Consider the following 23,276-nt stretch of genomic DNA (forward strand, 5'->3'; position numbering starts at 1 on the left):
CGCCCGATGTCCCGATTACCTCCCGCCATTTTTCTCATGGGTCCGACTGCCGCCGGCAAAACTGATCTGGCCGTCGAGCTCGCCCAGGTCCTGCCGTGCGATCTGATCAGTGTCGACTCGGCCCTGGTCTATCGGGGTATGGATATCGGCACCGCCAAACCTTCAGCTGAGCTGCTGGAGGCTTATCCACACAGGCTGATCGACATTCGAGACCCTGCGCAAAGCTACTCGGCTGCTGAGTTTGTCGAAGACGCACTTGCAGAAATGGCCAAGAGTACGGCGGCGGGCCGCATTCCGCTTCTCGTCGGCGGCACGATGCTCTATTTCAAAGCATTGATCGACGGACTTGCGGATATGCCGGCCGCCGACCCTGATGTGCGTGCTGCCCTCGAAGCGCAAGCCAGAACGGAGGGGCTCGCTGCGCTGCACCGCCAGCTCGCTGAGGTCGATCCGCAGTCGGCCGCTCGGATCCATCCAAATGATCCTCAACGTCTCGTCAGGGCTTTGGAGGTGTTTCAGGTCAGTGGTATCAGCATGACTGAACACCGTGCTCGCCAAAGCGCGCAAAAAGCCGGAGGCGGCACGCCAGAGGGCGGCGTCTTGCCTTATACTGTCGCGCAGCTGTCCATTGCGCCCGCTCAACGGCAGGTCTTGCACCAGCGCATCGAGCAGCGGTTCGTTCAGATGGTTGAACAGGGCTTCGTCGAAGAGGTCGAAACACTTCGCAGGCGCCCCGATCTTCATGCCGAACTGCCGTCCATGCGTGCGGTTGGGTATCGTCAGGTCTGGTGTCACCTGGATGGCGATTATTCTGCGCAGGAAATGGTCGAGCGTGGGGTGGTCGCTACCCGCCAGCTGGCCAAGCGCCAATTGACTTGGTTGAGGGGTTGGGAGGGGGTTCACTGGCTGGAAAGTTCAGCCTGCGACAATCTGCCGCGAGCATTGAAATACTTGGAGTCGCTCACCATATTGAGCTGACACTACGATTCGACCGGCTATCCTCAGATTTGGGTCGGCTGTGTTTGATTCTAAAAACTAAACGAAAAGATCCTCTAAGGAGTGCGGCACATGTCAAAAGGGCATTCGCTACAAGACCCTTACCTGAACACTTTGCGTAAGGAGCGCGTTCCGGTTTCCATCTACCTGGTCAACGGCATCAAGCTGCAGGGCCAGATCGAATCGTTCGACCAATTCGTCATTCTCCTCAAGAACACCGTCAGCCAAATGGTCTACAAACACGCCATTTCAACGGTCGTTCCCGGTCGTCCGGTGCGCCTGCCAGCTACTGGCGATGCCGAGCAGTCCGAGTCGGGTAACGAATAAAGGGAGCCTTCATTGTTCTTCGAACGTCCCGGGGGTGGTGAGCGGGCAATCCTGGTTCATCTGGATGCCCAGGATCCAGCGGCGCGTGAAGACCCTCAAGAATTTCGGGAGCTGGCGAAGTCAGCCGGCGCCGAAATTGTTGGCTTCGTCAATGTTGCCAGGCACCAGCCTTCCGCCAAGTTTCTGATCGGCAGCGGCAAGGTCGAAGAGCTTCATGACCTCGTTAGAGACGACGAGGTCGAGTTGGTCATCTTCAATCACACTCTCACGCCTAGTCAGGAGCGAAACCTCGAGCGTGCGCTTGAATGTCGCGTGCTCGACCGGACGGGCTTGATCCTTGATATCTTTGCCCAGCGTGCGCGTACGCACGAAGGGAAGTTGCAGGTAGAACTGGCCCAGCTGGATCACATGAGCACGCGGCTGGTGCGTGGCTGGACTCACCTTGAGCGGCAGAAAGGCGGTATTGGTCTGCGCGGCCCTGGCGAGACGCAGCTGGAGACCGATAGACGCTTGCTGCGGGTGCGTATCCGCCAGATCAAGCAGCGGCTGGAAAAGGTTCGCAGCCAGCGTGAGCAAGCACGCCGTGGTCGCCAGCGCGCCGATATTCCGCTGGTATCGCTGGTGGGCTACACCAACGCGGGCAAGTCCACCCTGTTCAATGCCATGACCGAGTCCGAGGTTTACGCCGCTAATCAGCTTTTCGCGACGTTGGATCCGACGTTACGTCGTCTGGATCTGGACGACCTCGGACCGATAGTGATCGCCGATACGGTGGGTTTCATACGCCACTTGCCGCATAAGCTTGTTGAATCCTTCCGCGCGACGCTCGAGGAGTCGAGTAACGCTGATCTGCTGCTGCATGTCATCGATGCGCATGAGCCTGAGCGCGACCAGCAGATCGAACAGGTGCTGGCGGTGCTGACCGAGATCGGCGCACATGAGCTGCCGATTCTGGAGGTCTATAACAAGGTGGATCTGCTCGATGAGATCGAGCCGCAGATCCAGCGCAACGCGGATGGAGTGCCGCAGCGGGTCTGGGTATCGGCGCAGCAAGGGCTGGGGCTGGATTTGCTGAAGCAGGCCATTGCCGAACTGCTGGGTAACGATCTGTTCGTGGGAACGCTTCGGTTACCTCAGCAGCTGGGGCGGATGCGAGCCCAGTTGTTTGATCTGGGTGCCGTGCAGTCTGAGACTCATGACGAAGAAGGCGTCAGTTTGCTTGACGTGCGTTTGCAACGTGTCGAGCTGCATCGTCTTATCAGTCGAGCGGGGCTCGAAGCCGAAACGTTTTTTGAACAACACACTTTGCAATAAAGCTCGGGGGGCTTTTAAGCCGTTCGAACCGGGCTTTCGGTAGCATTGGTGGGCGCGCCGTTGGCGCGTCTTTAGCTTTATTTGAATGGAGAGCGCTATGGCTTGGAATGAGCCGGGTGGCAACTCGAATAACCAGGATCCCTGGGGTAGCGGTGGCGGTGGTCGTCGCGGCGGTGGCGATCAGAAAGGTCCGCCCGACCTGGATGAGGCTTTCCGAAAGCTGCAAGACAGCCTGAACGGCATGTTTGGTGGCAAGAAGCGTAGTGGCGGAACGTCTAGCGGAGGCGGCGGTCGCCGTGGCGGGTTCGCGCTGGTCTGGATTGGTCTGGTGGTTTTGCTCGCTGTCTGGCTGTTCAATGCCATCTACATCGTGGATGAGCAAGAGCAGGCGGTGGTGTTGCGCTTCGGCGAATACCACGACACCGTCGGCCCAGGTCTGAATATCTACTTCCCGCCGTTCGACCGGAAGTTTCAGGCAAACGTGACTCGTGAGCGTTCCTACAGCAAGCAGGGGCAGATGCTTACCGAGGACGAGAACATCATCGAAGTGCCTCTGACCGTGCAATACAAGATCAGCGACTTGAAGGCGTTCGTCCTCAATGTCGAGGATCCGGAAGCGTCTTTGCAGCACGCGACTGACAGTGCTGTTCGTCATGTGGTGGGTTCGACTGCGATGGATCAGGTCCTGACCGAAGGGCGTGAGGCAATGGCGGCTGAGGTCAAGGAGCGCCTCCAGCGTTTCCTCGATAACTACGGCACCGGTATTGTCGTGACCCAGGTGAACCTGCAAAGCGCGGCGGCTCCTCGTGAAGTGCAGGAAGCCTTCGATGATGTGATCCGGGCGCGAGAAGATGAGCAGCGGGAGAAGAACCAGGCAGAGTCCTATGCCAATGGTGTGATTCCCGAGGCTCGCGGTCAGGCTCAGCGGATGCTGGAGGAAGCTAGCGGTTATCGCGACGCGGTTATCTCTCGTGCACAGGGTGAAGCGGACCGCTTCTCCAAGTTGGTGGCCGAGTACCGCAAGGCGCCTGACGTTACGCGTGAGCGTCTGTATCTGGAGACCATGCAGGAAGTGATGAGCAATACCAGCAAGGTGCTTGTCACTGGAGACAGTGGGCAGAACAACCTGCTCTACCTCCCGCTGGACAAGATGATCAATAGCCGGACCGATACCTCGGAACGGTCGTCCGCTGTGTCCGCATCCGGCGCCTCGACTCAATCGACGCGTCTGCCACCGGAACTGGATCCTCGCGAAGTGCGTACAAGGGAGGCCCGTTAAATGAGCAACAAATCCCTGACCGCGCTGATCGTAGTCGTCGTGCTGGCGATCGTCGCATGGAACAGTTTTTACATCGTTTCGCAAACCGAGCGCGCTGTGCTGCTTCGCTTTGGTCGGATCGTCGAGCCTGACGTGAAGCCGGGCATTCACGTCAAGATTCCCTACGTGAACAGCGTGCGGAAATTCGATGCGCGCCTCATGACGCTTGACACTACAACGTCGCGATTCCTGACGTTGGAGAAGAAGGCGCTGATGGTCGACTCGTACGCGAAATGGCGGGTTGATGACGCCGAACGCTTCTATACCGCGACATCGGGTATGAAGCAGATCGCCGACGAGCGACTGGCGCGCCGACTTGAGGCGGCGCTGCGAGATCAGTTTGGTAAGCGAACGCTGCACGAGTCCGTCTCCGGTCAGCGCGACGAGTTGATGGGGTTGGTAACAAACAGCCTCAATCGCGCCGCTCAACAGGAGCTTGGCATCGAAGTGGTCGACGTTCGGGTGAAAGGAATCGACCTGCCACGCGAAGTTAACCGCAGCGTGTTCGAGCGTATGAGTTCCGAGCGCGAGCGTGAGGCTCGGGAACATCGGGCGAAAGGCAAGGAACTGGCTGAAGGCATTCGCGCCGACGCCGATCGCCAGCGCCGGGTATTGCTTGCTGAGGCCTTCCGGGAAGCTGAAGAGCTGCGGGGTGACGGTGATGCGCGGGCTGCTGCAATCTATGCAGCTGCTTACGGTAAGGATCCGGAGTTCTACTCTTTCCACCGTAGCCTGCAGGCTTATCGCGACAGCTTTGCCAACAAGGACGACGTGCTCGTACTCGACCCCAATAGCGACTTCTTCCGCTATCTGCAGTCTGGTAGCACGCGCTAACCCGACGGGGCCGCCCGGTTGGACGATTCGGTCCTCCGGGTGACCCCTTCGCAAAAGATTGCTATGATCCATCAGCCGGGCAAAACCCGGCTTTTTTGCGTCTGAACCCCCGCGGGAGCAGACAGGTCCAGGCATGGCTAGCCATGCAATCCCCTATTGGGGCGTGGCGCTGGCGCCATGGTTCGAACAAAATCGCACGCGACCGTTGGCTGGCTTTGGCTGCAGTCTCGTTGTTCGTCTGCTTGAATTGATTTGCCGTATCGAGAGGTGATTGGCGAAATGGCAACGGTAGACCGCTGGCTCCTGCCAGATGGCATCGAAGAGGTGCTGCCCTCTGAGGCGGCGCGTATCGAAACCACAAGACGTCGGGTGCTGGATCTGTTTCAGTGCTGGGGCTACGAGTTGGTCATTACACCTCACGTTGAGTTTCTTGAGTCGCTGCTCACTGGCGCTGGGCAGGATCTCGATCTCAAGACTTTCAAGGTGATTGATCCGTTGTCCGGCAGGCAGATGGGTCTGCGTGCGGACATTACCCCGCAGGTTGCTCGCGTGGATGCCCATACCCTGCGCCGCGAAGGGCCGAGCCGCCTGTGCTACGCCGGCAGCGTGCTGCATGCCAAGCCTCAGGCACTCGCCACCTCAAGAAGCCCGATACAGCTGGGAGCCGAACTTTACGGTGATAGCAGTACCTCCAGCGATCTGGAAGTGATCAGCTTGATGCTGGAAACCCTGCTGCTGGCCGATGTGCCTGATTTGCATATGGATCTTGGGCACGTAGGTATCTACCGAGGACTGGCTCGTGCAGCCGGGCTTTCAGGCGAAGCGGAACAGCATCTTTTCGATGCGCTGCAGCGCAAGGCGATGGATGAGATCACCGCGTTGACGGCTGATATCGAACCGTCGCTGGCAGGCATGTTGCGGGCGCTGGCGCGACTCTGCGGTGGGCGGGAAACACTCGATGCAGCGCGGAAGTTGCTTGCGGGGGCCCCGGCTCCTGTTCTCGAATCACTCGAGGGCTTGACTCAGATCGCAGACCAGCTAGCGATGCGGTATCCAGAGCTGCCGCTGTATTTCGACTTGGGTGAATTGCGTGGTTATCACTACCACACCGGCGTCGTGTTTGCGGTATTCGTTCCGGGCGTCGGACAGTCGATCGCTCAAGGTGGCCGCTATGACGATATCGGCGCGGATTTCGGCCGCGCGCGGCCGGCGACCGGATTTTCGACAGACCTGAAGACTCTGGTCAGTTTGGGCAATGCCGAGCTGGTAGCGCCATTAGCGGGTATTTGGGCGCCATACAGTACCGATTCGGCGCTGTGGCAGGCGATCCGCCAGCTGCGTGAGCAGGGTGAGCGGGTCGTGCAGGCTCTGGCTGGGCAGCAAATCGATGCTGCGGCTACCGTTGGCTGCGACCGGCAATTGCTATTTCAACAAGGTTCCTGGGTTGTGACGTCGCTAGGCTGCTAGAGCAGCTGTGCCGGGCAGGTTTTCCAGATTATTTCGCCGGTCGTGACCGGTATGCTTCGCCAAGAGGACAAGGTTTATGGGTAAGAATGTCGTAGTCCTGGGCACCCAATGGGGTGATGAGGGCAAGGGCAAGATCGTCGATCTGCTGACCGACCAGGCGGCGGCCGTGGTTCGTTTCCAGGGCGGCCATAACGCGGGTCATACCCTGGTCATTGATGGCGAGAAGACTGTATTGCATCTTATTCCGTCCGGCATCCTGCGCGAAAACGTGCAGTGCCTGATCGGTAACGGTGTGGTCGTTGCGCCTGACGCCTTGATGCGTGAAATCACAAAGCTCGAAGAGAAGGGTGTGCCGGTTCGCGAGCGGTTGCGCATCAGCCCCGCCTGCACGTTGATTCTCCCGTACCATGTAGCGCTGGATCAGGCCCGTGAGGCGTCCCGATCGGAAGGCAAGATCGGTACGACCGGCCGTGGGATCGGCCCAGCCTATGAGGACAAGGTTGCTCGTCGCGGTTTGCGCATTGGCGACTTGTTCAATCCGGAGCGATTCACGGTCAAGCTGCGAGAGTTGCTCGAATACCACAACTTCATCCTGCAGAATTTCTACAAAGTCGAGCCAGTCGACTTCCAGAAGACGCTGGACGAAGCGCTGGGCTATGCAGAAATTCTAAAGCCGATGATGACCGATGTTTCGGCTCGTCTACATGAGCTGCGTAAGCAGGGCGCTCGGATCATGTTTGAAGGCGCGCAGGGTTCGCTTCTCGACATCGACCATGGCACCTATCCGTATGTCACCAGCTCCAGCACCACGGCAGGCGGTACTGCGACAGGTTCCGGCTTCGGCCCGCTCTATCTGGATTACATCCTGGGCATTACCAAGGCCTACACCACTCGCGTCGGTTCGGGTCCGTTTCCCACCGAGTTGTTTGATGAGGTTGGTGCTCGACTGGCGGAGCGTGGGCATGAGTTCGGTTCGACTACCGGTCGCGCTCGTCGCTGCGGTTGGTTCGATGCGGTCATCCTTCGTCGCGCCATCGAGATCAATAGCGTCTCGGGTCTCTGCCTGACCAAGCTGGATGTGCTTGATGGGCTGGAAACGATCCGCATCTGCGTGGCCTACAAGGATCGTAACGGAGACGTTCTTGTGGATGCGCCAACTGACGCGGACAGCTACCAGGGATTGCAGCCGGTTTATGAAGAGCTGCCTGGTTGGAGTGAGTCAACCGTTGGGGTCAAGTCGCTCGAAGCGCTGCCTCAGAATGCTCGCGCCTATATCAAGCGAATCGAAGAGCTTGTCGAAGCGCCTGTGGACATTATCTCCACCGGGCCGGATCGCAACGAAACCATCGTGCTGCGTCATCCCTACGCCTGATTCGGTGAGAAAACAAAAAAAGACCGCCCTGAGCGGTCTTTTTTTTTACAGAAACGAAAGGGCTTCGTATGTGTCGTGCCGTTAAGCGATTTGAACCGCTACATGAACTGACGGCGTGTTCGGTTTGAACAGCGTTTAAGGTTTGTGGCTGTAAAACGAAAAAACCGAGCTATAGCTCGGTTTTTTCTGAAGAATGGTGCCCAGGAGAAGACTCGAACTTCCACGATGTTGCCATCGCTAGGACCTGAACCTAGTGCGTCTACCAATTCCGCCACCTGGGCACGTCGCGATGATTACTCATCGACTTTTGTCGATTGCTGGTCGAGGCCGACTAACCTCGTGTCTATGAAAATCGCTATCACAGCGGTTTCATCGGATAAATGGTGCCCAGGAGAAGACTCGAACTTCCACGGTGTTGCCACCGCTAGGACCTGAACCTAGTGCGTCTACCAATTCCGCCACCTGGGCACTGCAAACGATGATACTTCGTCGTTTCCGTGTTACAACGTCTACCAGACATTGTGGGCGCGAACTATACGGGCGGGGTTATTCCTTGTAAAGCCCCGCCCAGGAAAAATAATTTGCTCGAAAGCTGCCGTCAGAAGGCGTTTCGCGCTTCAATAGATACAGGGCGTTCTGCCTCTATACATGAATGAAAGGTGACATCTCTTAATGGCCGATTGGCAATCCCTCGACCCCGAGGCCGCACGTGAAGCGGAAAAGTACGAAAACCCTATCCCTAGTCGCGAACTGATCCTCCAGCACCTGAGCGAGCGCGGCTCGCCAGCGGCGCGTGAACAGCTGGTGGAAGAGTTCGGATTATCCTCCGAAGAAGATATAGAAGCTCTACGCCGCCGGTTGCGTGCGATGGAGCGAGACGGTCAGCTTATCTATACCCGGCGTGGCACCTATGCCCCGGTAGACAAGCTTGACCTGATATGCGGACGCGTCAGCGGACATCGCGATGGCTTCGGCTTTCTGGTCCCCGATGATGGTAGCGACGACCTGTTTCTCAGTCCGGCACAGATGCGGCTGGTGTTCGACGGCGACCGTTGCCTGGCGCGGGTCGCCGGGCTTGACCGCCGTGGTCGCCGTGAGGGCGCTATCGTCGAGGTGATCAGTCGCGCCCATGAAACCATTGTCGGTCGCTATCAGGAAGAAAGCGATATCGGTTTCGTAATGGCCGATAACCCCAAGATCCAGCAGGAGGTCCTGGTTACGCCTGGTCGCTCCATGGATGCCAAGCCGGGTCAGTTCGTCGAGATTAAGATCACGCACTGGCCAACTCAGCGTTTTCAGCCTCAGGGCGATGTGGTCGAAGTGATCGGCAACTATATGGCGCCGGGCATGGAAATCGACGTCGCTTTGCGTAGCTTCGATATCCCCTATGTCTGGCCGGATGCCGTGACGCGTGAGGCTGCGAAGCTCAAGCCGGAGGTAGAAGAGAAGGACAAGCAGAAGCGTGTCGACCTGCGCCACCTGCCGTTCGTCACCATCGATGGCGAAGATGCGCGTGATTTCGACGATGCGGTCTATTGCGAAAAGCTGAGCGGCTGGAAGTTGTTTTCCGGTGGATATCGTCTGTACGTTGCGATTGCCGATGTCTCGCATTACGTAAAGGTCGGTTCGGCTCTCGATCAAGAAGCCGAGCTGCGGGGCACGTCGGTCTACTTCCCCGAGCGAGTCGTGCCGATGCTTCCCGAGGAGCTGTCTAACGGTCTCTGCTCGCTGAATCCGCATGTCGACCGGCTGGCGATGGTTTGCGAAATAACCCTGAGCAAATCCGGGAAGATGACGGATTATCAGTTCTACGAAGCGGTCATTCATTCCCATGCACGGCTGACCTATAACAAGGTAAGCAGCATGCTAGAGCATTCCTCTTCGGCTGAAGGCAAGCGTCTGATCGGGGAGTACGGTGACGTACTGCCTCATCTCAAGCAGCTGTATGCGCTCTACAAGATATTGCTCAAGGCGCGGCATACTCGCGGCGCAATCGATTTCGAGACTCAGGAAACCCGTATCGTCTTCGGTGCCGGTCGCAAGATCTCGGAAATCAAGCCGACCGAGCGTAACGATGCGCATAAGCTGATCGAAGAGTGCATGCTCTGCGCAAACGTAGCCACGGCACGTTTCCTTCAGGATCATGATATCCCTGGCCTGTACCGTGTACACGACGGTCCGCCGTTGGAGCGCCAGGAGAAACTCCGGGCGTTTCTTGGGGAGTTAGGCCTGACCTTGCACAAGGGCAAAGAGGGGCCGACACCGAAGGATTACCAGGCACTACTGGAGCACATTCAGGGGCGCCCGGACTTCCACGTGATCCAGACGGTGATGCTGCGCTCGCTCAGCCAGGCAGTCTACAGCCCCGATAACAATGGCCATTTCGGCTTGAATTACGAGGCATACGCTCACTTCACCTCGCCGATTCGCCGTTATCCGGACCTGCTAATTCATCGGGCGATTCGCAGCGTGATCCGCTCCAAACGCGACACGTCCCACGTACGGCGTGCGGGCGCGACCAGCATGCCCAAGCCGCGGATCTATCCGTACGACGAGGCCGCACTGGAGCAGTTGGGCGAACAGTGCTCGATGACAGAGCGACGGGCTGACGAAGCGACTCGTGACGTAGTGAACTGGCTGAAATGCGAATTCATGAAGGATCGAGTCGGGGAAAACTTCCCTGGGGTCATTACGGCAGTCACGGGCTTCGGTCTGTTCGTCGAGTTGACCGATATCTACGTCGAAGGCTTGGTGCACGTGACGGCGATGCCGGGCGATTACTACCACTTCGATCCACTTCATCATCGGCTCTCAGGCGAGCGCAGCGGCCGAAGTTTCCGTCTCGGGGATAGCGTCCAGGTGCGCGTCATGCGAGTCGATCTCGATGAGCGCAAAATCGACTTCGAGTTGATTGGTGGCGGCAGCAAGACGGGTATCGGCGAGCGCAATAGCTCCGAAAGTCGGGGTGGCCGAAAAGACGGCAGGAACAAGAAGGCCGGGTCACCTTCAAGCGGAAAAGAGCCGGTCAGCGACGATGTCCGCAAGAGTCGCGAAATCAAGAAAGCGATGCTCAACGACGCCAAAACAGGCAAGCCCTCCAAGAGTAAGCCCAAGCGCAGCGGCTCCAAACCGAAAGCCGCCGGCAAGGACACGGCTAAGCCCGAGGGCTCGCCGCGTAAGCGCAAGGCCAAGTCATGAGTGATCTTGAGAAGGTATACGGTCTGCATGCCGTCGAAGCACTGCTTCGCCACCACCCGAAACGGGTCAAGCAGATCTGGTTGGCCGAGGGCCGTGATGACCCGCGCGTGCAGACGCTTTTGCAGTTGGCGCTCGATTCGAAGGTGCGCGTCGGCCAGTGCGAGCGCCGCGAGATGGATGCATGGGTTGAGGGTGTGCATCAGGGGGTGATCGCTGATGTGAGTCCGAGCCAGGTGTGGGGCGATGCGATGCTCGAGGAATTGCTCGATCGCACCGAAGAGGCCCCGTTGTTGCTCGTGCTCGATGGCGTCACAGACCCCCACAATCTCGGAGCCTGTCTGCGTACCGCGGATGCGGCCGGCGCTTTGGCTGTGATCATTCCCAAGGACAAGTCGGCGACACTGAACGCTACGGTACGAAAAGTTGCTTGCGGCGCCGCCGAAGTCATTCCGCTCGTGGCTGTTACCAACCTTGCGCGAACCCTGGAGAAACTGCAGCAACGGGGCCTGTGGATCGTCGGTACGGCCGGCGAGGCCGAACAGGAAATCTACGACCAGGACCTCAGTGGGCCGATCGTCATGGTGATGGGTGCCGAGGGCAAGGGTATGCGGCGCCTGACGCGTGAGCACTGCGATTTTCTGGTGCGTTTACCCATGGGGGGCAGCGTAAGCAGCCTCAACGTCTCGGTGGCCACAGGGGTTTGCTTGTTCGAGGCGCGTCGTCAGCGCCGTTCGGCCAGTTCTGCCCGCTAGTCATCATTCGCTGCGTTTCACGCTCAAGGCTTGGATCGGGGGTGGAAACGGATCGTCCTCGTCGCGGTCAATTGTCCGTTCTGAATCTGACGCTCGAGCCGTCACGTTCTCTGCTTGGTTTAGCGTCGGGTTTAGCCCGGCGCCGGCGTTTGATCGCGGCCAGCGCCAGGCTCGCATCATGGAGGTGGTATGTCGCAACGCCCGTCTTTCGAGGCTCTGTTCAGGGTTTCGCCAAATGCCTATCTGCTGCTCGACAGCAATCTGGTAATCCTGGATGCGAATGCAGCCTACCTGAAACTCACTGCGCGCAGTCTCGAGGAGATTGCCGGCCGCCGTATTCAGGAAGCATTCGCGGCCGACCCCCAATATCCGGAGTCGACTCACGTCGAAGAACTGCTTGAATCGTTTGGTAGAGTCCTGCGCAACAAGACCGTAGACACCTTGCCGGTGATTCGCTATTCGATCGAGATCAATTCCGGCGGTGGCGCCGCTTACGAGGATCGGTACTGGAGCGCAACCCACACGCCATTGCTCGACGAGCATGGTGAGGTCTGTGCGATCCTCCAACACACGGTTGATATCTCTGAGCTGCAATCGCTCAAGGACTCCGTACGTTCGGCCGAATCGTCTGGCCAGCCCACGCAGCAAGTCGAAGCCTCGATCATTTCACGTGCGCGATCTATCCAGGACGAAGGCAATCAGCTGCGCCAGCTGTTCGCGCAGGCGCCTGGTTTTGTCTGCTTTCTCCGAGGCGAAGAGCACATTTTTGAACTCGTCAATGAAGCCTACCAGCAGCTCACCGGGCACCGGAACCTGATAGGAAAATCGGTGCGTGAGGGACTGCCTGAGTTGGAAGGGCAGGCCTTCATTGCCCTGCTCGATCAGGTATACCGCACTGGTGAGCCATACATCGGCAGAGACATGCGGGCGTTGTTGCAGCGCCGACCGAACGCCGAGCCAGAAGAGGTCTACGTCGACTTCGTCTTTCAACCGATCATCGAGCGAGACGGACGAGCCTCCGGGATCTTCGTGCTCGGTAGCGATGTCACCGAGCAGCATTGCAGTCAGCAGGAGTTACGCGAGCACCGGGAGCGACTGGAGGAGCTTGTTCGCGAGCGTACCCGCGAACTGCTCGACAGTGAGTCCGAGCGCCGCGTCGCCCAGGCGGCTTTGATGCAGGCGCAAAAACTCGAAGCCGTCGGCAAGCTCACCGGTGGCATTGCGCATGACTTCAACAACATGTTGCAGATCATCGGCGGCAATCTGCAGCTGTTGCGTCGTAATCTCAGTGCGGATGAGACGGCCCAGAGGCGGCTCGAGTCCGCAGTCGGAGGGGTAGAAAAGGGTGCTCGTCTGGCGTCGCAACTGTTGGCTTTCGCCAGTCGCCAGCCCTTGCAGCCCCAGTCAGTCGATATCGGCGACCTGCTCGGGCAGATGAGTGAGTTGCTCAATGGAGCCCTGGGGCGCGCAGTGCAGGTTGAGGTTGACGTCGAACCAAACCTTTGGCCTGTATTCGCCGATGTGGGCAACCTGCAGGCAGCCATCCTCAACCTGGCCGTGAACGCGCGTGATGCCATGGTAAATGGCGGTTCTCTTTCCCTGCGCTTGCGTAACCAAACGCTCAATGAAGCGCAGCTAGCCGGGCGGCCTGGAGCCGAGGTTGGCCCGTACGTCGAACTCTCCGTTATCGATGAAGGGGAGGGGATGCGCCCGGAGACGCTCGAGCGCGCGTTCGAACCGTTCTTTACCACGCGCAAGGACACGAACGCGTCCGGCCTCGGTTTGAGTATGGTTTACGGCTTCGTCAAGCAGAGCGGTGGATTTGTGGTGCTGGAAAGCAGCGAAGGCGAGGGCACATCGGTGCGAGTCTATTTGCCGAGCCGTGTTGCGCTGGGGGAAGAGGGTGCTCGTGCCGGCTCGCTGCCTGCACAGCATCCGGGCTCGCTTTCGGACGAACAAACGGGCGTAGCGGTGCCGTCAGGGCTGAAAATCCTGTTCGTCGAGGACGACCCGACGCTGCGAATGCTTACTGGCGAAGTGATGGAGGAACTTGGCCACGAGGTGAGCCTGTGTGAATCGGCCGAGTCGGCGCTCGAGCAGCTTTCGACACGCCACTTTGATGTATTGCTGACCGACGTGGGTCTCGCTGGCATGAGTGGGATCGACCTGGTGCGGCAGGCCCGGGCGCGTGATGCGCACTTGAGTGTAGTGATCGCCTCGGGCTATGCGGTTGATGCGCGCGATGTAGGGCTCGACGACCTGCGCACGATGCTCAAACCCTACGATATCCACCAAGTGAGATCGTTGCTCGACAGCATTCAGGCCGAGCGGACGATCGCAGGGCGAGGTTAGTCGCTAGCTGGTTAAATATTCACCAAACCGCCTTGCGTGGATGTCCCGGCTTCTCTAGAATTGCGCCCCTTGCCCGGATGGCAGGTGTTTGCGCGCCTCTCTGGCTGGCAAGTCAACATAACTGATTCACTCCTTGCCTGATCCGCGTTGTGCGGCAGGCTGCAACCCGTAAGGAGCAACAATGCGTCATTACGAAATCATCTTTCTGGTCCACCCCGACCAGAGCGAGCAGGTTGGCGGCATGGTGGAGCGTTATACCAAGCTGATCGAAGAAGACGGTGGCAAGATTCATCGTCTGGAAGACTGGGGTCGCCGTCAGTTGGCTTATGCCATCAACAACGTTCACAAGGCTCATTATGTGATGCTGAACGTTGAGTGCAGCGGCAAGGCACTGGCAGAGCTGGAAGACAACTTCCGCTACAACGACGCCGTCATCCGTAACCTGGTCATCCGTCGCGACGAAGCCGTGACTGAACAGTCCGAGATGCTGAAGGCTGAGGAAAACCGTAGCGAGCGCCGTGAGCGTCGTGATCGCCCTGAATCTGACTCTGTCAATGACAACGACAGTGACAGCGACAGCCGCGACCACAACGCTGACGAGTAATCCACGGATCTATTGAGGAGCCTATTTCATGGCACGTTTTTTCCGTCGTCGTAAGTTCTGCCGTTTCACTGCAGAAAACGTGAAAGAGATCGACTACAAGGATCTCAACACGCTGAAAGCCTATATTTCCGAAACCGGCAAGATCGTTCCTAGCCGTATCACCGGAACCAAAGCACGCTATCAGCGCCAGCTGGCTACCGCTATCAAGCGCGCCCGTTTCCTGGCCCTGCTGCCCTACACCGACAGCCACGGCCGTTAATCGAACTGTTAGACAGACGTAAAGGATAAATCGCATGCGCGCCTTGGCTGAGTTCATCATGCGCGGCCGTATGCAGGCGATTGTTGTAGTGGCTGGCTCTGCAGCGCTGCCTATGTTGTTTTGGCTGTCTGCTGCGGCCGGAAGCCTGGTGTTGCTACGTCGCGGGTTGAATGACGCGCTGGGCGTTTTGGTGTGGGCTCTGTTGCCCGCCCTGGTCTGGTGGTACTTCGGAGACCCGCGGACGCTACTGGTGTTGCTGGGGTCGTTCGGGTTAGCGCTGTTGTTGCGCAATCAGGGCGGCTGGCCTCGTGTGATGTTGTGCAGCGTAGGGCTCGGCGTGTTGTATGCGTGGGCGCTAGGAGTGGTTTTTGGCGAGCCAATCGCGGCTCTCGCTACCGAATTGCAGAAAGTGCTACCCGACATGCTGTCGGACGCTTATCAGCAGCTTTCGGTTGAGGAGCAAACACGGTTGGGAGCGTTGCTGGCACCGGTGTTGACCGGTTTGTTGGCAGGGCTACTGCAGATCACTACGGTGCTCAGTCTGATGCTCGGGCGGTACTGGCAGGCATTGCTGTACAACCCTGGCGGCTTTGGTCTCGAGTTCCGGTCGCTGCGCTTTTCGCTGTTGCCTGCGATGGTGTTGCTGCTGGGCATGCTGGTGGGACCTAGTCTCGGGGTGCAGGTGGCTATGCTGGCCCCATTGTGCAGTGTTCCGCTGGTGTTTGCGGGTATTGCACTGGTGCACGGGCTGGTCGCAAAGAACCGGATGTCACGGTTTTGGCTGGTGGGGCTCTACGTCACGCTGGTGCTGTTCATGCAATTGATTTATCCGTTACTGGCCGTTGTGGCCATTGTCGACAGCTTGTTTGATTTTCGCGGTCGGGCATCTCGTGATGACGATGCGGGACCTGCGAACGGTGAAGGTTAAGTTAAAGAGGTAAGACTCAAATGGAAGTCATCCTGCTAGAAAAAGTCGCTAACCTGGGCAACCTGGGCGACAAGGTAAACGTCAAGTCTGGTTACGGCCGCAACTACCTGCTGCCGCAGCGCAAAGCTACTGCAGCGACTCCGGCCAACATTGCTGAGTTCGAAGCTCGCCGCGCTGATCTTGAAAAAGCTGCTGCCGAGCGTAAGGCTTCTGCCGAAACTCGCGCTGCTCAGCTGGCTGAACTGGAAGTCACCATCACTGCTACCGCAGGGGATGAGGGCAAGCTGTTCGGTTCCATCGGTACTCACGACATCGCTGACGCTCTGACTGCCTCTGGCGTTGAAGTAGCGAAGAGCGAAATCCGTCTGCCGAACGGCACCATCCGTCAGGTTGGTGAATACGACGTTGCCGTGCACCTGCACACCGACGTTGAAGCGACCGTTAAGCTGATCGTGATCGCTGGCTGATACCGGCTATCGTCTGGCACCTCTGGTGCCTGACGGTTACCATCGGGCACGTTTCCACGCGAGTGGAGCGTGCCCTTTGTTTTTCTGAATGCCAAAGAATTCCGAGAGCCATGAACGACATCAGTGTGCCCCAGCAGTACGACCTGGAAACCGCAGCGCTCAAGGTGCCGCCACATTCCATCGAGGCCGAACAGGCCGTGCTGGGCGGCTTGATGCTGGACAACAATGCGTGGGAGCGCGTACTGGATCAGGTATCGGATGGGGACTTCTATCGCCACGATCACCGACTCATCTTCCGCGCAATCTTTACCCTCGCCGAGCGTAACTCGCCATTCGATGTGGTGACGCTATCCGAACAGCTGGACAAAGAAGGTCATCTGCCGCAGGTCGGCGGGCTGGCTTATCTGGGCGAGCTTGCCAAGAACACCCCCTCGGTTGCGAACATCAAGGCCTACGCTCAGATCATTCGTGAGCGGGCCACGTTGCGCCAGCTGATCGGTATCAGTAACGAGATTGCTGACAGTGCCTACGCGCCGCAGGGCCGCACAGGCGAAGAAATCCTTGACGAAGCCGAGCGGTTGATCTTCCAGATCGCCGAGGCACGGCCCAAGACAGGCGGGCCGGTCGGCATCAATGACATCCTGGTCAAGGCGATCGACCGAATCGACTCGCTGTTCAACGCTGGTGAGGCGATTACCGGTCTTTCGACTGGCTTTACCGATCTGGACGAGGCCACCAGCGGCTTGCAGGCAGCCGACCTGATCATCGTGGCCGGCCGTCCATCGATGGGTAAGACAACTTTCGCGATGAACCTAGTGGAGAACGCCGTGCTGCGTTCCGACAAGGCGATCCTGGTGTTCTCGCTCGAGATGCCTGCCGACTCCATCGTCATTCGTATGCTCGCCTCATTGGGGCGCATCGACCAGACCAAGGTGCGGACGGGTAAGCTCAGTGACGACGACTGGCCGCGACTGACTTCGGCCGTAAATCTGCTCAACGACCGAAAGCTTTTCATCGACGATACAGCAGGTATCTCGCCATCGGAGATGCGCGCGCGCACACGACGTCTGGCGCGAGAGCATGGCGAGATCGGCATGATCATGGTCGACTACCTGCAGCTGATGCAGATTCCTGGTTCCAGTGGTGATAACCGGACGAACGAAATCTCCGAGATTTCCCGCTCGCTGAAAGGTCTGGCCAAGGAATTCAACTGCCCGGTGATCGCACTGTCGCAGCTCAACCGCTCCCTGGAGCAGCGCCCCAACAAGCGGCCAGTCAACTCGGACCTTCGTGAGTCCGGGGCCATTGAGCAGGACGCCGACATCATTATGTTTGTCTACCGGGACGAGGTGTATCACCCCGAAACCGAATACAAGGGCGTGGCCGAAATTATCATCGGCAAGCAGCGTAATGGTCCGATCGGAACTACTCGACTGGCGTTCCTGGGCAAATACTCGCGCTTCGAAAACCTGGCGCCTGGCAGTTACCAGTTTGATGACGAGTAACCCGTCGCAGCCCAGCCGCTTGCAGGCCTGAACGAAAGCGCCGGACAATAGCGGATCACTCCTGTAATGAAGGGTTTTCCATGCGCCCCCTGGTTGCTACGGTCGATCTTGCTGCGCTTCGTCACAATTATCAGCTGGCCAAGCAATGTGCTCCGGGGCGCAAAGCCTTTGCGGTTGTCAAAGCCAATGCGTATGGGCACGGTGCGGCCATGGCAGTTGAGTGTCTTCAAGGGTTGGCTGACGGCTTCGCCGTGGCGTCGCTGGAAGAGGCGGAGCAGGTCCGGTCCGTCGACGCGAACACGAGGCTGCTGCTGCTCGAGGGCTGTTTCGAGCCGAGCGAATATGTCGTAGCGGCCGCGCTTGGGTTAGACGTAGCAGTTCAAGGCGAAGCTCAGCTGGACGCGCTGCTGGCTGCAACAATCGAGAGGCCTCTGAATCTGTGGCTAAAGCTTGACTCTGGTATGCACCGCTTAGGCTTCAGCCCCGATGCGTTGCGCGGTGCCTATGCTCGTCTGCAGGGCGCGAAGCAGGTTGCTGAGCTAAATCTGATGAGCCATTTCGCCTGTGCCGACGAGCGGGGTCATTCGCTAAACGAGGCACAGCTCGAGCAGTTCACCGGTTTGCTCGATCTTGAATTCGATAAACGCTCATTCGCCAATTCCGCCGCTGTATTGACCATGCCTGCCGCGCACATGGATTGGCTGCGTCCCGGGATCATGCTCTATGGTGCCTCGCCTTTCGCCGAGCTGAGCGCTGCAACGCTGGGCCTCAAACCCGTCATGGCGCTGACCGCTTCGATTATTGCGATTCGCGAGGTTCCGGCAGGTGACACTGTGGGTTATGGCGCGAGTTGGGTTGCCGAGCGGCCTTCGCGTATCGCCACGGTCAGCTGTGGTTATGCCGACGGGTATCCGCGTTCGGCGCCGCCCGGAAGCTGCGTCGCGATTCGCGGACAGCGAGCCCCTCTGGCTGGCCGGGTCTCGATGGACATGCTCACGGTCGACATCACCAATCTGTCGGGAGCGAGCCTCGGCGATGCGGTGGAATTGTGGGGCAACGAGATTCCAATCGATGACCTGGCGAAGGCCTGCGGCACCATCGGCTATGAGCTGTTGACCAAGGTTACGCAGCGGGTACCTCGGCGTTATATCAACGGTTGAACGCCGTTCAGCTTGTGTAAGGGTCGTAAAAGCCGACCAACGTGGTCGGCCTTCCTGATCATTTTTTGTGCTATATTCCGCGCCCGTTTTCGTTGCCCCGGTTTCTAGCCATGCACGCAGCCAAGCCTCTGTTCGACTATCCCAAGTACTGGGCCGAATGTTTCGGTCCTGCGCCGTTCCTGCCGATGAGCAGGGAGGAGATGGATCAGCTCGGCTGGGATTCGTGCGATGTCATCATCGTGACGGGGGACGCCTATGTCGATCACCCGTCATTCGGCATGGCAATCATCGGGCGCTTGCTCGAAGCTCAGGGATTCCGCGTCGGCATCATCAGCCAGCCAAACTGGCAGAGCAAAGACGACTTCGTGAAGCTTGGCCAGCCCAATCTGTTCTTTGGCATCGCTGCGGGCAACATGGATTCCATGATCAATCGCTACACGGCTGACCGCAAGATTCGTTCGGACGATGCCTACACCCCAGGCGGACAGGCCGGAAAGCGCCCTGATCGAGCGAGCCTGGTTTACAGCCAGCGCTGCAAGGAAGCGTATACGGACACCCCGGTTGTGCTCGGCGGCATCGAGGCATCGTTGCGCCGCATCGCTCACTATGACTACTGGCAGGACAAGGTGCGTCGCTCGATTCTGATGGACGCCACAGCTGACATTCTGCTTTATGGCAATGCTGAGCGAGCTATCGTCGAGGTGGCGCAGCGTCTGGCACGCGGCGAGGCAGTTGACCAAATTACCGATGTGCGCGGCACTGCTTTTATTCGCCGTGACGCGCCGGAGGGCTGGTTTGAGCTCGATTCAACCCGTATCGACCGTCCGGGCAAGGTCGACAAGATCATCAACCCCTATGTGAACACGCAGGATCTGCAGGCCTGCGCGATCGAGCAGGAAAAAGGGCCGGTTGAAGATCCGAACGAGGCCAAAGTCGTCCAGCTTCTTCCCAGCCCGAAAATCGAGCGAGACCGGACCGTGATCCGTCTGCCCTCGTTCGAGAAGGTTCGTAACGATCCGGCGCTGTATGCTCATGCCAATCGCGTGCTGCACCTGGAAACCAATCCAGGGAACGCGCGCGCGTTGGTGCAGCGTCACGGCGACCATGATATCTGGCTGAACCCGCCGCCGATCCCGTTGACTACTGAAGAGATGGACTACGTGTTCGCCTCGCCGTACGCACGCGTGCCGCATCCATCCTATGGAGGCGAGAAGATTCCCGCCTACGACATGATTCGCTTCTCGGTAAACATCATGCGCGGGTGCTTCGGTGGCTGTACCTTCTGCTCCATCACCGAGCACGAAGGCCGGATCATTCAGAACCGCTCGCACGAATCGATCCTGAACGAGATCGAAGAGATGAAAAAGCTGCCGGGCTTCACCGGCGTGGTGTCGGACCTTGGTGGGCCGACTGCCAACATGTATCGCATCGCCTGCAAAAGCCCCGAAATCGAAATGCATTGCCGCAAGCCGTCGTGCGTTTACCCAGGGATCTGCGAAAACCTCAACACCGACCACAGTTCGCTGATCGAGCTCTACCGCAAAGCACGTGCCTTGCCTGGGGTGAAGAAAATCCTGATCGCATCCGGGCTGCGTTACGACCTGGCTGTCGAGTCGCCCGAGTATGTGAAGGAATTGGTGACCCATCACGTTGGCGGCTATCTGAAAATCGCGCCAGAGCATACCGAGCGTGGCCCGCTGGACAAGATGATGAAGCCGGGGATTGGCAGCTACGACAAGTTCAAGCGGATGTTCGACAAGTATTCAAAGGAGGCGGGCAAGGAGCAGTACCTGATCCCCTATTTTATTGCCGCGCACCCAGGCACCACCGACGAGGACATGATGAACCTCGCGCTGTGGCTGAAAGCCAATGGTTTCCGTGCCGATCAGGTCCAGGCGTTCTATCCGTCCCCTATGGCGAGCGCCACGGCGATGTACCACAGCGGCAAGAACCCGCTGCGCAAGGTCACCTACAAAAGCGAAGGTGTACCCATCGTCAAGAGCGAGGAACAGCGTCGCCTACATAAGGCCTTTCTGCGATATCACGACCCCAAGGGCTGGCCGATGCTTCGAGAAGCCTTGCAGCGCATGGGTCGCGCCGACCTGATAGGCAATGGGAAAAATCAGCTGATCCCGGCGCACCAACCGGCGACAGAGGGCTATCAAAGCGCCCGTCGCAAGAACTCGACCCCGGCGGGCAGCAAGAAGGCTGGCAAGGGAGGCACGATTCTGACCCAGCACAATGGATTACCGCCGCGTAGCCACGATGGCAATGCATGGGACAAGCGTGAGGAAGCCAAGGCGGCAGCTGAAGCGCGGCGTAAGGCTGCGACCGGTGGAGGCAAGCCTGCTGGTAAGGGACGTAAGCCTTCCCAGCGTCCTGCGGTCCCTCGCTGACTGCTAACTGGCGCCTGCCCTGAGGCGCCAGCTTTGTTGTAGGGCTACGGTCAGCCTTTGAACGCCAAAGTCGCCTGGTTCAGCTCGCTGGCCAGGTGCAACATCTGTTCGCTCTGTTTGCGTCCGCGGCTGATGTGATTCAAGTTGCTATCGCCGAGCTGATGGATGCGTTCGCTGTGACCCCGGATTTCGCTGACGGCTTCGCTTTGCTGGGCGGTGGCCTGTGCAATTTGTGCAGCCATTTGCTCGATGGAACCGATGGTCGCCACGATCTGGTTTAGCGCGGAATCTGCCGTCTCGGCCAGTTGAGCTGTCTCTTCGGCGTGAACGACCTGAACGCGCATGGCTTGCACCGATTGATGTGCCGCCGTCTGCAAGCTGCCGATCAGTGATTGAATCTCTTCGGTTGCGCCACTGGTGCGTTGCGCCAGGGTACGTACCTCATCAGCGACGACGGCAAACCCACGACCTTGCGCGCCAGCCCTTGCGGCCTCGATCGCGGCATTCAGCGCCAGCAGGTTGGTCTGTTCTGCGATCGAGCGGATGACGGTCAGCACCTTACCGATGGTCGCGGTTTCGTCAGCCAGGCGTTCAACTGCCAAGGCGTTGCTCTGCACTTCGCTAACCAAGCCATGCAGGCCGGTCAGGCTTCTACCGATGACCTCCTGTCCCTGAGTGACCGCTTGCCCCGCAGCACGCCCGGCCTCCGCCGTCTGGTCTGCACTGGTGGCGACGTTTTGGATGGTGGCTTCCAGTTCCCCGAGGGCGTCCCGAATCTGAGCTGTGTCGTTGCTTTGACGGCTGGCGCCTCGGTGCAGGTCATTGCTCAAGTCCGCTAGGCTCTGGCTGTTTCCAGTCACCTCCTGCGCATGCTGGCGCAGCGTGCCGACAAGTGTGAGCAGGTAGCTGCGTAGCTGATTGAGCGATGCGCCGATTTCACTCAGTTCCGGCGTCCGGGAGCGGAGATCGACGGGCTTTTCAAAATCGCCGCCCGCCCAGGCTGAAAGCGCCGGGGCCAACTGCCCCAGCGAGCGCGTGAGCTGGCGCTGGAGTCGATCAATCGCGAGTGCGACCAACAGAATCAATCCGATGATGGAGCCCTGGATCACCCGGACCTCGAACTGAATACGGCCATGTTCCGCGCGAATCTCCGGCTCAAGGTCGTCGAGTGCCGTTTGTAGGGTGGCTACTTTCTGCTCGGTACTGTCTTTGAGTGCCAAGCGTTGCTCGATCAGCCCTTGTGTGCGCTGCAGCTCCCCCGGATAACGCGTAAGGAGGCTGGACAGGTCGCGCTTGAGGGCAATGCCTTGATCTTCTGCAGGCTGCGCTGGGGCTTGCTCGTCGAGATCCAATAACGCCGCGAAAGTGCTCGCACCGGATTTTTGCTCACTCGCAACGCCGAGGAGAGGCAGCGCGTCGAGCTTTTTGGCCTCCTTTGCTATCGCTTGCAGCGCTTGCTCCACCTCGGTCGCCAGCTCGCCCTCGCCGCTCGCGGTGAGCTTGGCCCTTGCGTGGCTAAGGCGAAGTAGCTGCCGGCTCGCTTCGAACAGGGGCCGCTGGTATTGGGCTGCCGCTTCGCGCTGACCTTGGTCTGCATAGCGATGCAGTTGCTCCAGCGACCCTGCTATTTCGCGTTCAGCCTGCAATAGCAGGCCCTGCGGGTCGCCAGCCAGCTTGCCTGCAGCGAGCAACTCAGTCTCGACGAATTGGTGAAGTTGCTCCAGGCTCGGCTGCAGACGGTTGCCAAACGGGCCGGGCAGGGCGCTCACGTCTGCTGCAAGCCCCTCGAGTTCAGTCAGGGCAGCCTTGTGGCGCACGGTGTCGCCACCGCTCAGGTAGGCCTGAATATCGCTGGCGACATGCTGCTGGAAGCGCTGGGAAAGGCTCAGGTACTGTCCCATCAGCTGGTATGGACGCTGCAATGCCCGCTCGGACCACCAGAGCGTTGCGCCCAGAGCGAAGCAGATGCCGACGAGCAGTACGGTGTTCAGCGTGGTAATGGACTTCAGGCGCATCCTCGCCTCCGG

18 protein-coding genes and 2 tRNA genes are annotated in these 23,276 nt (G+C 58.9%); 17 read left to right on the top strand and 3 right to left on the bottom strand.

The window, feature by feature from the left end; genetic code table 11:
• Window positions 1–6 precede the first annotated feature (6 nt).
• The 7 genes from miaA (at window position 7) to JQR87_RS03640 (ending at window position 7,628) form a co-directional block, all read left to right on the top strand.
• Window positions 7–978: a tRNA (adenosine(37)-N6)-dimethylallyltransferase MiaA gene (gene miaA, locus JQR87_RS03610; RefSeq protein WP_407292502.1), complete on the top strand. Its 972-nt coding sequence runs from the start codon at window positions 7–9 to the stop codon at window positions 976–978.
• A gap of 90 nt (window positions 979–1,068) precedes the next feature.
• Window positions 1,069–1,323 (top strand): RNA chaperone Hfq, encoded by a 255-nt coding sequence (hfq, locus tag JQR87_RS03615; protein WP_407292501.1) that lies wholly within the window; start codon window positions 1,069–1,071, stop codon window positions 1,321–1,323.
• Window positions 1,324–1,335: 12 nt separating this feature from the next.
• On the top strand, window positions 1,336–2,637 hold the full coding sequence (gene hflX, locus JQR87_RS03620; RefSeq protein ID WP_407292499.1) for a ribosome rescue GTPase HflX: 1,302 nt from the start codon (window positions 1,336–1,338) through the stop codon (window positions 2,635–2,637).
• Window positions 2,638–2,734: 97 nt separating this feature from the next.
• Window positions 2,735–3,916, top strand: a complete 1,182-nt coding sequence (gene hflK / locus JQR87_RS03625) for an FtsH protease activity modulator HflK (protein WP_407292497.1) — start codon at window positions 2,735–2,737, stop codon at window positions 3,914–3,916.
• Complete coding sequence (gene hflC, locus JQR87_RS03630; protein ID WP_407292495.1) at window positions 3,917–4,789, top strand: protease modulator HflC; 873 nt, start codon at window positions 3,917–3,919, stop codon at window positions 4,787–4,789. It abuts the gene before it with no gap.
• 279 nt (window positions 4,790–5,068) lie between these two features.
• Window positions 5,069–6,256: an ATP phosphoribosyltransferase regulatory subunit gene (locus tag JQR87_RS03635; RefSeq protein WP_407292493.1), complete on the top strand. Its 1,188-nt coding sequence runs from the start codon at window positions 5,069–5,071 to the stop codon at window positions 6,254–6,256.
• Between the two features lie 76 nt (window positions 6,257–6,332).
• Window positions 6,333–7,628 carry an adenylosuccinate synthase gene (locus JQR87_RS03640; RefSeq protein WP_407292491.1) on the top strand — a complete coding sequence of 432 codons (1,296 nt, stop codon included), beginning with the start codon at window positions 6,333–6,335 and terminating at the stop codon, window positions 7,626–7,628.
• Between the two features lie 194 nt (window positions 7,629–7,822).
• Here JQR87_RS03640 and JQR87_RS03645 read toward each other — a convergent pair.
• Window positions 7,823–7,909, bottom strand: a tRNA-Leu gene (locus JQR87_RS03645).
• Window positions 7,910–8,009: 100 nt separating this feature from the next.
• Window positions 8,010–8,096 (bottom strand) — tRNA-Leu (locus JQR87_RS03650).
• A gap of 204 nt (window positions 8,097–8,300) precedes the next feature.
• On the opposite strand from JQR87_RS03650, the gene rnr reads away from it, so the two are divergent.
• The 10 genes from rnr to JQR87_RS03700 all read left to right on the top strand — a co-directional run bounded on the left by rnr (window position 8,301) and on the right by JQR87_RS03700 (window position 21,249).
• Entirely contained in the window at window positions 8,301–10,826 is a 2,526-nt protein-coding gene (rnr, locus tag JQR87_RS03655; RefSeq protein WP_407292488.1) for a ribonuclease R, read from the top strand.
• A complete protein-coding gene (gene rlmB / locus JQR87_RS03660; RefSeq protein ID WP_407292485.1) occupies window positions 10,823–11,578 on the top strand; it encodes a 23S rRNA (guanosine(2251)-2'-O)-methyltransferase RlmB in 756 nt (251 codons plus the stop codon). Before rnr ends, rlmB begins: the two co-directional genes overlap by 4 nt.
• A gap of 189 nt (window positions 11,579–11,767) precedes the next feature.
• Window positions 11,768–13,930 carry a PAS domain-containing protein gene (locus JQR87_RS03665; RefSeq protein WP_407292482.1) on the top strand — a complete coding sequence of 721 codons (2,163 nt, stop codon included), beginning with the start codon at window positions 11,768–11,770 and terminating at the stop codon, window positions 13,928–13,930.
• Window positions 13,931–14,111: 181 nt separating this feature from the next.
• The gene (gene rpsF / locus JQR87_RS03670) at window positions 14,112–14,534 is read left to right on the top strand and encodes a 30S ribosomal protein S6 (RefSeq protein ID WP_407292479.1); all 423 of its coding nucleotides are present in this window, start codon (window positions 14,112–14,114) and stop codon (window positions 14,532–14,534) included.
• 28 nt (window positions 14,535–14,562) lie between these two features.
• Complete coding sequence (gene rpsR, locus JQR87_RS03675; RefSeq protein ID WP_019340128.1) at window positions 14,563–14,793, top strand: 30S ribosomal protein S18; 231 nt, start codon at window positions 14,563–14,565, stop codon at window positions 14,791–14,793.
• A 34-nt stretch (window positions 14,794–14,827) separates the two neighbouring features.
• Window positions 14,828–15,721, top strand: a complete 894-nt coding sequence (locus JQR87_RS03680; protein ID WP_407292477.1) for a hypothetical protein — start codon at window positions 14,828–14,830, stop codon at window positions 15,719–15,721.
• 20 nt (window positions 15,722–15,741) lie between these two features.
• Window positions 15,742–16,188, top strand: a complete 447-nt coding sequence (rplI, locus tag JQR87_RS03685; protein WP_222909458.1) for a 50S ribosomal protein L9 — start codon at window positions 15,742–15,744, stop codon at window positions 16,186–16,188.
• Window positions 16,189–16,298: 110 nt separating this feature from the next.
• Window positions 16,299–17,693 carry a replicative DNA helicase gene (gene dnaB / locus JQR87_RS03690; RefSeq protein WP_407292473.1) on the top strand — a complete coding sequence of 465 codons (1,395 nt, stop codon included), beginning with the start codon at window positions 16,299–16,301 and terminating at the stop codon, window positions 17,691–17,693.
• Window positions 17,694–17,773: 80 nt separating this feature from the next.
• Window positions 17,774–18,853 (top strand): alanine racemase, encoded by a 1,080-nt coding sequence (gene alr, locus JQR87_RS03695; RefSeq protein ID WP_407292471.1) that lies wholly within the window; start codon window positions 17,774–17,776, stop codon window positions 18,851–18,853.
• A 110-nt stretch (window positions 18,854–18,963) separates the two neighbouring features.
• A complete protein-coding gene (locus tag JQR87_RS03700) occupies window positions 18,964–21,249 on the top strand; it encodes a YgiQ family radical SAM protein (protein WP_407292469.1) in 2,286 nt (761 codons plus the stop codon).
• A 50-nt stretch (window positions 21,250–21,299) separates the two neighbouring features.
• Here JQR87_RS03700 and JQR87_RS03705 read toward each other — a convergent pair whose 3' ends face one another.
• Entirely contained in the window at window positions 21,300–23,264 is a 1,965-nt protein-coding gene (locus tag JQR87_RS03705; protein ID WP_407292468.1) for a methyl-accepting chemotaxis protein, read from the bottom strand.
• Window positions 23,265–23,276 lie beyond the last annotated feature (12 nt).

The organism is Stutzerimonas stutzeri (assembly GCF_051028275.1).
Lineage (GTDB): Bacteria > Pseudomonadota > Gammaproteobacteria > Pseudomonadales > Pseudomonadaceae > Stutzerimonas > Stutzerimonas stutzeri_AS.